The following is an 11,045-nucleotide window of genomic DNA, read 5'->3' on the forward strand; positions in this document are numbered from 1 at the left end:
AATAGTCCTTTTGGTTTATTTGATGGATAATATTTCATTAATCTAAGATAATTCTACATGGAATTTGATAAAGGTAGTGATATAGTAACAACAGTCCCTTTACCAAGTTCACTTTCTATACTGAAAACTCCGTTATGCTCTTCAATAATTTTTTTAGTAACCATTAAACCTAATCCTGTGCCATTTTGTTTGGTTGTATAGAAAGGTTCTCCGAGCTTAGCTAGCTTCTCTTGCTCTATTCCACATCCCTCATCTATTACTGTAACCTCGACAAAACCCTTTTTGTTGTTAGAACAAATGATTACTGTTCCTGCCCCGGGCATTGCTTCGATAGCATTCTTAATGAGATTAATAAAAACCTGCTTCAATTGATTTTGATCACACAAAATAACGCAAGAATCACTGACATCAAGTTTGATATTTATATCTTTTCTCTGAGCGTGAGGCTCCATTATTTTTATAACATATTGAATAATGTCCAACAAATTACTTTGGCTCTTTAATGCTGTATTGGGCTTTCCCAGGATTAAAAGGTCTGTAACGATTGCATTAATCCTGTCGATTTCATTAAGCATGATTGGATAATATTGATCATCACCTTTATCTTTCTCCTGCTGCAACTGAGTGAAACCTTTCAAAGAAGATAACGGATTTTTTATCTCATGGGCAATAGCAGTTGCCATTTGTCCAATAATAGCTAGTTTATCTTTTTGCCTCATGTCCTCATTAATCTCATTGATGGCATTTACATAGGATTGAAAACGAGTTAACAAAATCCAAGCAATCACTGCAATAAAAAATATTAATCCTAAGGCGAAAAGTACTTTAGCCGATTGGAAAATTAGGCCGGTGATTAAGTACTTAAAGAAAAATCCAAGGGTAATAACCCAAAAGAAACGCTTATTCACAAAAATTGGTGAGAATAATATAAAATAAACTTCTAATATATGTCCACTGCTAAATTCTTTATTAGTACCCCAGTAAATCATAATATTGTTTATAATATCTAAAAGAACAAAGGAAAAGAAATATATGTATTTTATTTTTTCGGGCATGCCTTTGTTAACTAAATAAATGGCTACCGGTAGTAGAGAAAAAAGAAGGAAGTGAAAGAAGAATCCCATTCCGCCTGAAGGAAATCCAGTTGTCTCATGACTAAAATGTGGAAAGATATAATAGTAGGCCAAGTCATAGGGTAATAAAATTATATAAAAAGTCCATAAAAAAACCTTAACAGCTTTTACTTCCTCATAAATCAAGGCTGTATTTCTTTTAAATTGCTCCATTCATAATCTCCTTAAGTAAAATAGTAACATTTTTTTCTAGCCTTATTATATCAGGGTGTGTCATATTTTGTTATATTTGTCATAAAATGAAAAGCTTTTTCAATAGAAGTTCTTTATAGATTCATAGATTCTTTTTATGACATATAAAAAAAAAAACAACGGACCAGATCCTTAAAGGCCTGATCCACTGATTTTATGCTATTTCACTCAAATTATATTCATTAAGGATGGTCTCAAGCTTCAGCGCAAGTCCCATGCTTCCCTGGATCCTCAACTTCCCTGTCATGAAGGCGGCCGTTCCGTTCAGCTTGCCCTCAATCATCTTCTTAAAATTTTTGTCTGAAAGCCTTAGGGTACAATCTGCAGATTCCACCGCTCCTTCTATAACCCTAGCAGAGCCCTCCTCCATTACCAGCTGAAAAGTGCCGCTGTCCTCTCCTGTGATTTCATACTGATAAATGACATTTGATCCCCGAATCGGCTCCGGATTATCTTTCATAACCCGCTCAATTATCTGCCAAACCTCTCTAACCGACATCCTTTCCAACATCCAGAACACCCCTATCACCCTCAGAATATATCAACATCATATCTATTAGTAAGTCCAGCATCAATCCGATATAAAACGTATTTATATCTATCACCCGACAAACAAAGGGTCAGCTTTAACACAGTAAAGCAGTGGGGGTCTGACCCCCGGCGCGGTGGTGTGCTAAAGCACCTAACTCTTCACCCTAGCTGCCTGTGCTGGCGAAGGCTTTTAGGCCTTTGTTCCAGAAGGCGTAGGCGATGACGCAGCAGACGATGGCTGCGACTGGTGTCCACAGGGCGAATTCTTTGTAGCCCGATTTATCGATGAAATAGGCTGCTGGATAAAAGGCTGTGAATCCGTATGGGATGATCCATGTGAGGAACATGCGGATTCCTTTGTGATAGATGGTCAGCGGGTATCTCGCAAAATCACTCATGTTGAATACTGCCCATACAATCGGCAGGCTGTCGATCATCCAGAAGCTGAAGGTAGCAAAGAACAAGTTGATTGCTACAAAGATCAGACCTGATGAAATGATCATCACCACGAGCATCGCAATTTCCGCAGCTCCCCAGACAAGATCAAGCTGCGGAATGGCTGTTCCCAGTATGAATAATCCGATGATCAGCTGACCAAATCCATCCTGATGCAGTCGGTCTGCCACGACATGAAACAATGGATTCACAGGCCTGATCAACAAGCGGTCAAGCTTCCCTGGCCGGATATACTGCCAGCCCAACGTCCATAAATTATCAAAGAAAATCTGGTGGATCGACCGGCCTGTTGCCGCGATTCCGTAGATGAAAAGAATTTCGTAAAAGTTCCATCCATTGATTTGCTCAATGTGGTCAAAGACCACTTTTACAAAAAAGATAGAGGCGAACTGCTCGAGCATGACCGAGGCGACCCCAATCAAAAAGTCGATTCGGTATTCCATCATCACCTTCATATGACTCTTCGCAAATTCCCAATATAATCTCGTATAACGACGCATATGATCCCCTCCTAACCTCCAAAAATCGTAATCTGCTTAATTGCCTGTGTCCAGATTACTCTTACTAACACGTACAATGACACCAGCCAAAAACACTGAATTCCAAGGGCCAAATAGGCATCAGTTCCAGTAATCAATCCTGAATAAATCGAAACAGGCAAATACACCATCGCCTGGAACGGAAGAAATTCAGTTATCGTACGCAGCCAGTCCGGGAATAATGTGATTGGCACGAGTGCACCTGAGAAAAACGTAATCAACGATTCCTTCAGGACACGAACTCCCCACACATTGACCGTCCAGAACGCAAGCACCCCGACAAGAAAATCAAAGAACGTTCCAATCCAGATACCAGCCAGTGCACTGAGCACGAATAAGATAATGGTCTCCGGCGATTTAGGAAATGATAGATCCATAAAGAAATAGGCAATCAAAATCATCGGGATCGTTCCCTGAATCAAGTACATAATTTTACTGCCTACATCGACCGCAAACATCTTAAAAATCATATCGTAAGGACGCATCAGCTCAATGGCAACCTGGCCGTCCTTAATATTCTCAGCAAGTTCATTCCCAACACCGCCGACAAATCCCTGAAGCAGCATCGCAATGACGATATAGGTCACCATCGTTTCTAAATTTATGTTTTCAATTGTGGACTGGTTCGCGTAAACCGCCTGCCAAAAGAAGTAAATGATCAGCAGCCGCATCACAGATGACAGCGTACCGGCCCAGTACCAGGCCGAATAGGCAGTGCTCTCCTGCATTCTGCCCTTAGCTATTTGCCAATACTTCCTCATGCTCTCCCCCCTGTTCCTGCTTGTTGTAAAGTTCCTCTACAATCGTCTCAATCTTAGGATCGGCAATATTCAAATCACCAATTTCATATACACTCATCATTTCAGAAATGACAAACGAGCTTTTCACCGCTTCATGGTCGAATGAAAGGCTGACCTTCGTTTCTTCTTCAGTCGGTAAAATAGAAACCACTCCTTCGAGTGATGCTGGCAGGACAAATTTTTCTGCATCGGCCAGTTCAAAATGAATGACCCGCTTTTGCCCGAACTGCTTTTTAATCTCATCCAGGCCGCCATCATACAGAATCGTGCCTCCGTCAATGATGATGATCCTGTCACAGATTTCCTCAATGTCCTGCATATCATGTGTAGTCAGCAGCACTGTTGTGCCCCAGCGCTGATTCATTTCTTTTATAAACTTTCGGATTTTCACTTTCACCGCGATATCAAGCCCGATTGTCGGCTCATCCAGATAGACAACAGAAGGCCTGTGAAGGAAGGCCGCAGCCAGTTCACAGCGCATTTTTTGCCCAAGAGAAAGCTGTCTGACCGGGATGCCAAGCAGCGGCTCAAGGTTCAATACCTCTGTGAACATACCAATCGTCTCCTGATACTGATGTTCAGGAATCTCGTAAATATGCTTCAAGAGATTGTAAGATTCACGCACCGGAATATCCCAGAACAACTGCGTCCGCTGTCCGAAGACCGCTCCAATATTTACCGCGTTCTTCTGGCGGTTTTCATACGGCACAAGGCCGTTGACCGTAACTTTGCCTGATGTCGGTGTTAGAATACCCGTAAGCATCTTGATTGTCGTGGACTTTCCGGCACCGTTCGCACCGATATAGCCAACCGTTTCACCTTGCTGGATGGTAAAATTAATCCCCTTCACCGCATGCTTCGTTTCATACTTCCTGTTAAAAAGTGACTTGATCGCTCCTTTAAGACCAGGGTCCCGTTTAACTAACTTGTATTCCTTTTTCAAATTTTCAACCGTAATCATCTATTTAATCATTCCTTTCATCCAAGAACATACATTCGATTTTTAGGCACAAAAAAACCACAGACATGCAGTCTGTGGTTGACGCAGCTATTTTCATGAAAAATAAGCTTAACTACACACAATACAGGCAGGCCGAAGGTGAAACATATGAAATTGTTGTTGCTGTTCCATTCGTTGTGTTAATCATTTCGACTGCCTCCTTTGATTAAGTACTTTCATATTATAACCGTTAGGGAAAATATTGGCAAATTATTTTTGGAACAATTTCGAAGTTTCACTTTATTACACTGACACACTACCGCACTGGGGGTCTGACCCCCAGTGCGGTAGTGTGTTAATACATTAAAATATAAAAATACTAGAGCCGATGCCAATGGCAACGCAACAACCGAGACCGTAATCCCGGACAACAGCTTATGTTTGAGCGTGTGAAACATTTGCAATGCGCCTTCCTTTTTATAAAAGATAAGGAAATTATACGCCTCTTAATAACGGGATATTTGTTATGGAAATAGTAAAAATAAATGAACTTTTTGAGGGATATATTAGAGGAGAAGAATTTAGCCTGGCCGATCAGATTAATTGGACCAGCCAGAAGCCATGGAGACCAAATACGAAGGTATAACATATGGCAGCAAACAGTGTGAGAGCTTTTACTATCTGAGATTCCGGCACTTTTTTATAAAAGATAAACATCAATAAAGCAAGAGATAAACTAAACTTAATTAATATAAAATGACTCAAGTCAAGAGAATATAATCTCTCCATCAACGGATTTGCCTCTGTTATGAGTGAGTTTTCGATTCCGACCACGGTCAGGAATGCATCGGCAAGATTGAGGAGGGATAAATAATAGAATAACAGGACCAAATGGATCACCCTTCCTTTTAATATTACTTTCCCTTTCCTCTGGCCGGATCATACTATTTTTTTGCTGGAAGAATGGTTGACATGATTTCCTTTACCATATGGCTGGATGAGTCATAGCTGAAATATTGGTAGTCAATATAATCTGCATATTTTTTGTAAAAAGATAGCCCAGCCCTCTTCTCGCTTAAGTACAAATATTGCTTACTCGCTTTATATGAAAAAGGCTTTATTTTATCCAAAAACGGGAATTCCTGATAGACTGCTGTAAGGGTTCGGATTATTCTTCTTTGAGTTTTATGGACCTTAGCTGTTTCCATTAATTTTGCAAAGTCTAGTTCATCTTTTAAAAAATGAATTAGATGGATAATATCCAAATAGTATTTATAGGAGTCGAGGTTGTGCCGCCAGCCATGGAGGACAATCATGTAAAGCACATGGAAACTGCTCATCTCTTTGATAAAACTCGAATTCCCATGAGGTATAGCTTCATGCCAAAAATCCTCAATATTAAAATTCGCAGTCGACTCCTTCAGCAAATCCCAATGCAGTTCAACAACCAAAGGAATTTCCGATCCAGGCAGCTGTTTACTGTAGCTGCAATGAAAATGGCCTGGGATTTTCTCCTCTTCTGTTGTGAAACCAAGCTGCTTGATCATATCTATCGCCTGCTCAAGATCACGGTACTTAATCAGCAAATCGATATCCGAAGTCCGTCTGGCGCCAATATTCCCAAAATAGGATTCTGCCAAAAAAACTCCTTTAAGCGGAATGACTTCTAAACCGTTCTCTTCAAATGAATGAAGAATTTGAGTCATCTGGTGTTTTACAAATAAGTTAAGCTGCATCGTTTGAAGAAAGTGCTTTTTCAAATATAAATAGAAAACGTCTGGTACTTCACCGAGCCGATCTTGTTCTTTTAACAAATGGTAGATCTGTGGTGCAATGGAATCGAAATTTTTATTATTTATGAGTTTTTTATAATAGGATTCATCAATGGGCAAAGCAGTTTCTTTTAAATACAGTGCTTCCAGCAATTGATTTGTCATTTCTCAAAACTCCAATCACTTTGATACAACATATAAGTGTTCTGATTTTTTCGGCTTGATTGTATTCAAATTCCTGTATAAGCCATCCTGTGCAATCAGTTCTTCATGGGTACCTGTCTGAACAATTCTTCCTTCATCCAGCACGACAATTACGTCAGCATTCTGAATTGTGGATAACCTGTGGGCAATTACGATGGTCGTTTTGCCTCTCATTAAATGCTCGAGAGCTTGTTTCACCATGGATTCCGTACTGCTATCGAGGGCTGATGTCGCTTCATCTAGCAGTAGGATCGGTGCATCCTTTAAAATAGCCCTTGCAATCGCGATTCGTTGCTTCTGCCCGCCAGATAATTTAATTCCTCGTTCGCCAATTTCGGCATCATATCCGTCAGCCAACCCCATAATAAAATCATGAATGCACGCTTGCTTTGCCGCCTCAATCATTTCAAGCTCTGTAATCCCTGGCCTGGCCATTAACAGATTGTCACGGATACTTCCTGCAAATAGAAAGGTTTCCTGAGGAACATGGGCAATCGCGCTTCTTAATTCTGACAGCGTCATTTCATCTGATGACAATCTGTCTATTAAAATCTCTCCCGACTGAGGCTGATAGAAACCTTGCAGCAGGTTGAACAACGTCGTTTTCCCCGCCCCGCTCGGTCCAACTAAGGCAATCATTTTGCCAGGAGGTACTTTCAGATTTAAGTTAGAAAAAATCGTTTTGTTTTCATCGTAACTAAAGGTAACATTTTTAAATTCGATTGATCTGACGTTGGATTTTACAGGTGAGAAGGTTGGCAGTTCAGTTGAGACTAAAGGTTTTTCGACCAAATCAATGATTCTCTCAATTGCGGTAATCGATCTTTGAAAGCCTGCCCACTGTCCTGCAATACCAGTCAGAGGGTTGACAAGATAACCTACTAAATTTGTAAAAATCAGCAAGGATCCGATTGTCATTTCTTTTTCATAGACAAAATACGCACCAAGCGAAAGACAAGTCAGGAAAACTACGGAACTGATTAGATATCCGCCTGAATAATACCAGCCCTGAAGCTTGGCGTTTTCCAGTTCCAATTTAAAATAGTCATCATTTTGGCCGGAGAATTTTTCAAAAATTTTCTTTTCGAGCGTGAAGGAGCGGATGACTTGAATGCCCTGGAATGTCTCATTTAAAGTATTGTTAATATCCGCGATTAAACTGTGAAGCTTCCGGCCATTACGCTTCAGAAGCAAGCCAAAACCAGCGCCAGCAACAATTGCAACTGGAGCAATCAGAACGCTGATCATACATAAAACCCAATTGATTTGAAATAAATAAATGAGGACCGCAATATAGGTGACTGGCAGACGGATTAAACTAATCAAACTGCTTCCCGTAACACCATCAATACTATGAATATCATTGGTGAAATACGAAAGAAGGTCGCCAGAGCGAATGTTAGAGGCATCGCCTGCTCTCAGGCGGAGAATATGCTTGAATAAATGCTCTTTCAAATCCTTTTTCAAGCCGTTGGAGGCAATCGTTTCAAAATAAATATCAAAGAAATTTGAAATGATATTCAGGATGGTAAGCCCAATTCCAATCGGAATCAGCTTTTTCAGTTCGGTGAAATCTCCGCGAATCGCCGCATCGGTAATATTCCCGAAAAACCAGGCAAATGCGAGCGTAAAAAAGATGTCAAACCCTAATAAAAAAAAGAGTACCGAATACGCCTTCCAATGCTTAAGAAAGAACGGTTTCAGCATAGAAAAGGTTTTGCGGATATCCTTCAATGAAAAATATTGATTTGCAAGGGTTATAAGCTGGTCAATTTTCGCCATACGGTGCTCCATATTTTTTGAATTTTCCAGTTCAGGTACTTTCTCAGCATCCACGACAGGAATGGCAATGACAGGATGAACATTCCCCACAGGTTCGCTGCGGAATCCTCAATTGAAAATTCACGGTCCTTCTTTTTAATAGAAGAAAGCATTCCAATTAACTGCACTTCCTTAACAGGAACGTCGCAGCCTAGGTTCGTATCCCCTTTTAAAATGTAATGCTGGTTATCATCAATCAATTCCTTACGTAAAAATCGATGGGCAATCAGCTGACCGTGATTTGTATGGAATAAAACAATGTCTCCTTTTACCAAAGAATCAGGTATGCATGGAATGAACCTGCAGACATCCCCTCTCTGGATCAAAGGAAACATACTATTCCCTTCTGCCGGCAGCTCAAGAAAGCCATCCTTTTCAACAGCATTTTTTAAAAAAAAGATCGTTGCCTCGTCAAATAGCATGGTCAATCAGCCCGCACTTCATTAAATCGGATAAAAACTTATCAATAGAAGTTTTTTCACAAGTTGAACCATATTCCTGATCAATCGCCTCTCTAAGAGATTGAGCCGTCTGGGCCTCACTAAGCTTCAGCCAGCAAAAGCCGCCAAGCTCATTAAGCCTTGTAACCGTGAATTGATCAGTATCCAGAATGATCCACTCATCCTCAATCTGGGTCGCCTCAAAGCTATTTTTTTGTATAAAATGAACCATTATGAAATCAGCTCCCAAAATGTAGGATCTTTACGAAAATACAGCTTATATGCCGGGACTTTCTCCACCAATGTCCGCAATAGCCCCATAATTCGCTGCGTCTCAGCAGGGTCATGATGCCAGTAAAATACTTTATCCATAAGAGATAAAAGCGCATCCGGCTTGCGCAGCTTTTCCAGTCTGCTTTTTTCAGATTGGTGTAAAAGCTGAATGCCTGCTAGTGGACACGGTTGTTGATAAGCTGTGGATTGCAGCTCACTGCGGAACGGCGAATCAAACACAGTCACTTCATCATTTGTGATTTTTACAATTGTTGCTTCATCTGATAGCAACTCACGCGGATGGGACAAGGCTGCAGCTGTCGACTTACCTGCGCCAGAATGACCAGCGAAAATATGAGCCTTGCCATTTTCAATTGCGCATGACGAATGAATCAATAGGCCCCAGTTGTGGTAAACGATGTAGGAGCTGTAGAGATTGGTCAAAGCATGTTTTAAAGCAAACTCATCATAGGCATAAATAGTAGCATTGCTATACTCAGCATTTGCTTCAATAAGATAATCAGCCCTATGGAATACTACCTTTCCCGCCTGCTTCGAAATTTCAATATTATAATTTATAAATGGTATCCCATATCCATTTTCAATCCTAATTTGCATATCATACTCTTTCAAATCGAACTCAGTTATTGTAAAGTTTTGCTTAATAAACCCCATAAAATTAATCGATCCTAGTAAAAACTTAATTTTATGAGGTCCAATTTTCGCTTCTAGTATTTCCATATCAGAAACCCCTTGCTATCTATAAAGGTTACTTTCCTTTACCATTTCCTTTTCCATTTCCACGGCCTGAGCCTGGACCCGTTCCTGGTTTTTGAGGTCTTGGATCATTAGGATAATTTACTCCACCATTTCCGTTACCCGATGGATTTTTATTCCCCACACCCTTGTTCCAGCTGTGTGCTGTTTCAAACTTGATTGGCTGATGGCTTAATACAATTGGTTCGTTACTTAAATTTTTCTTATCCATTTCCACACTCTCCTGTTCATTATAAAGAACAACAATATTAAAATAAAAGCGCTAAAAATATAGCAGCCAACCTTACCTATTTGTTTAAAATTATATGATATACCTTGTTCTTTTTAAAGAAATTATATTCGACAAATATTTTATCTTGTCACTTTATTCATACTGCTTAACCACTGCCCTATTCGTGAATTCTGCTTATAGAAATAGCTGCGGTTAATCACCCACCAAAAGGCAAACACACCAATGGCATCCTTCAACAAATCAATCACAGAAAAGGATCGAAAAGGTACATACAGCTGGTGGATTTCATCAACTACGCCATATGATAAAGCTATAATTACAGCTATTACTTCTTGCCATCTTCTTAATGTCCCAAAGCTAAGAAAAACAAGTATGATACATAAATATAGAATCCCAAAGAGAAATAAATGGGCAAATTCAAGACTTGCTCCTATTAACAAATATACAGTTTTGTTAATAGAGCTTGATATTGGAGATAAGCTTTCTGGATCGAAGTGGCTTGATTGGAGCCAAATGAAACACATATAAAATAAAGTTATAGAAATAAAAAATAACCTTTTTAGTAACAAATTTATTCTAACCGCCTTCTTTATTAACCTTCTGCCCAAAAATGTCTAATAATTATTAATCTTAAACATTGGTATCTAAACGAAATATGACAGTGAATTAATCAATATCCTCTTAGGTCTGGATTTTTTATATAGATGTTCACCTAAACCATAAAGATATTTTATATTTTCATTTTTTATCGCTTCTAAATATTCTTTAGGAAAATACTTTTTAACACCTTGATTATCTAAAGATTCTTTCAAACAGCTATTAGTAACAAACCCCCCTATTATCTCCATTTTTTCATTGATAGATAGTCTGCTAAAAAACAAATTATATAGACATGTTTTAAAAGTATTAAGTAGCATAATACTAATACCATTATA

At 39.4% G+C, this 11,045-nt stretch carries 13 protein-coding genes and 1 pseudogene; all 14 read right to left on the reverse strand.

Annotation, left to right across the window (positions count from 1 at the left end; all coding sequences use genetic code 11):
• Positions 1-53: 53 nt before the first annotated feature.
• Positions 54-1,286 (reverse strand): ATP-binding protein, encoded by a 1,233-nt coding sequence (locus V7201_RS03150; protein WP_335375324.1) that lies wholly within the window; start codon positions 1,284-1,286, stop codon positions 54-56.
• Between the two features lie 193 nt (positions 1,287-1,479).
• Positions 1,480-1,836 (reverse strand): SCP2 sterol-binding domain-containing protein, encoded by a 357-nt coding sequence (locus V7201_RS03155; RefSeq protein ID WP_335375325.1) that lies wholly within the window; start codon positions 1,834-1,836, stop codon positions 1,480-1,482.
• A gap of 184 nt (positions 1,837-2,020) precedes the next feature.
• A complete protein-coding gene (locus V7201_RS03160) occupies positions 2,021-2,812 on the reverse strand; it encodes an ABC transporter permease (RefSeq protein ID WP_335375326.1) in 792 nt (263 codons plus the stop codon).
• Positions 2,813-2,823: 11 nt separating this feature from the next.
• Positions 2,824-3,612 carry an ABC transporter permease gene (locus tag V7201_RS03165; RefSeq protein WP_335375327.1) on the reverse strand — a complete coding sequence of 263 codons (789 nt, stop codon included), beginning with the start codon at positions 3,610-3,612 and terminating at the stop codon, positions 2,824-2,826.
• The gene (locus V7201_RS03170) at positions 3,587-4,612 is read right to left on the reverse strand and encodes an ABC transporter ATP-binding protein (RefSeq protein WP_335375328.1); all 1,026 of its coding nucleotides are present in this window, start codon (positions 4,610-4,612) and stop codon (positions 3,587-3,589) included. The genes V7201_RS03165 and V7201_RS03170 overlap by 26 nt, the downstream gene beginning before the upstream one ends.
• 573 nt (positions 4,613-5,185) lie before the next feature.
• Positions 5,186-5,491 (reverse strand): DUF5658 family protein, encoded by a 306-nt coding sequence (locus V7201_RS23150; protein WP_438825007.1) that lies wholly within the window; start codon positions 5,489-5,491, stop codon positions 5,186-5,188.
• 44 nt (positions 5,492-5,535) lie between these two features.
• Positions 5,536-6,528: a nucleotidyltransferase family protein gene (locus V7201_RS03175; protein WP_335375329.1), complete on the reverse strand. Its 993-nt coding sequence runs from the start codon at positions 6,526-6,528 to the stop codon at positions 5,536-5,538.
• Positions 6,529-6,543: 15 nt separating this feature from the next.
• Positions 6,544-8,349, reverse strand: coding sequence for an ABC transporter ATP-binding protein (locus V7201_RS03180; RefSeq protein ID WP_335375330.1), 1,806 nt, complete (start codon positions 8,347-8,349; stop codon positions 6,544-6,546).
• Entirely contained in the window at positions 8,325-8,810 is a 486-nt protein-coding gene (locus V7201_RS03185) for a S24/S26 family peptidase (RefSeq protein ID WP_335375331.1), read from the reverse strand. The genes V7201_RS03180 and V7201_RS03185 overlap by 25 nt, the downstream gene beginning before the upstream one ends.
• The gene (locus V7201_RS03190; protein WP_335375332.1) at positions 8,800-9,060 is read right to left on the reverse strand and encodes a PqqD family protein; all 261 of its coding nucleotides are present in this window, start codon (positions 9,058-9,060) and stop codon (positions 8,800-8,802) included. The genes V7201_RS03185 and V7201_RS03190 overlap by 11 nt, the downstream gene beginning before the upstream one ends.
• Positions 9,060-9,842 carry a hypothetical protein gene (locus V7201_RS03195; protein ID WP_335375333.1) on the reverse strand — a complete coding sequence of 261 codons (783 nt, stop codon included), beginning with the start codon at positions 9,840-9,842 and terminating at the stop codon, positions 9,060-9,062. The genes V7201_RS03190 and V7201_RS03195 overlap by 1 nt, the downstream gene beginning before the upstream one ends.
• Positions 9,843-9,870: 28 nt before the next feature.
• A complete protein-coding gene (locus tag V7201_RS03200) occupies positions 9,871-10,089 on the reverse strand; it encodes a hypothetical protein (RefSeq protein WP_335375334.1) in 219 nt (72 codons plus the stop codon).
• Between the two features lie 140 nt (positions 10,090-10,229).
• Positions 10,230-10,718, reverse strand: coding sequence for a VanZ family protein (locus V7201_RS03205; RefSeq protein WP_335375335.1), 489 nt, complete (start codon positions 10,716-10,718; stop codon positions 10,230-10,232).
• 36 nt (positions 10,719-10,754) lie between these two features.
• Positions 10,755-11,045 (reverse strand): annotated as a pseudogene (locus V7201_RS03210) (glycosyltransferase family 2 protein); the annotation flags it as partial.

Source organism: Bacillus sp. JJ1122, from assembly GCF_036964885.1.
Lineage (GTDB): Bacteria > Bacillota > Bacilli > Bacillales > Cytobacillaceae > Mesobacillus.

Bases quoted from the DNA above. Each gene is read 5' to 3' on its own strand.
- V7201_RS03180 (WP_335375330.1), bottom strand. From the start codon at position 8,349: ATGGCGAAAATTGACCAGCTTATAACCCTTGCAAATCAATATTTTTCA.
- V7201_RS03185 (WP_335375331.1), bottom strand. From the start codon at position 8,810: ATGCTATTTGACGAGGCAACGATCTTTTTTTTAAAAAATGCTGTTGAA.
- V7201_RS03160 (WP_335375326.1), bottom strand. From the start codon at position 2,812: ATGCGTCGTTATACGAGATTATATTGGGAATTTGCGAAGAGTCATATG.
- V7201_RS03195 (WP_335375333.1), bottom strand. From the start codon at position 9,842: ATGGAAATACTAGAAGCGAAAATTGGACCTCATAAAATTAAGTTTTTA.
- V7201_RS03175 (WP_335375329.1), bottom strand. From the start codon at position 6,528: ATGACAAATCAATTGCTGGAAGCACTGTATTTAAAAGAAACTGCTTTG.
- V7201_RS03190 (WP_335375332.1), bottom strand. From the start codon at position 9,060: ATGGTTCATTTTATACAAAAAAATAGCTTTGAGGCGACCCAGATTGAG.
- V7201_RS03165 (WP_335375327.1), bottom strand. From the start codon at position 3,612: ATGAGGAAGTATTGGCAAATAGCTAAGGGCAGAATGCAGGAGAGCACT.
- V7201_RS03150 (WP_335375324.1), bottom strand. From the start codon at position 1,286: ATGGAGCAATTTAAAAGAAATACAGCCTTGATTTATGAGGAAGTAAAA.
- V7201_RS03170 (WP_335375328.1), bottom strand. From the start codon at position 4,612: ATGATTACGGTTGAAAATTTGAAAAAGGAATACAAGTTAGTTAAACGG.
- V7201_RS03200 (WP_335375334.1), bottom strand. From the start codon at position 10,089: ATGGATAAGAAAAATTTAAGTAACGAACCAATTGTATTAAGCCATCAG.
- V7201_RS03155 (WP_335375325.1), bottom strand. From the start codon at position 1,836: ATGTTGGAAAGGATGTCGGTTAGAGAGGTTTGGCAGATAATTGAGCGG.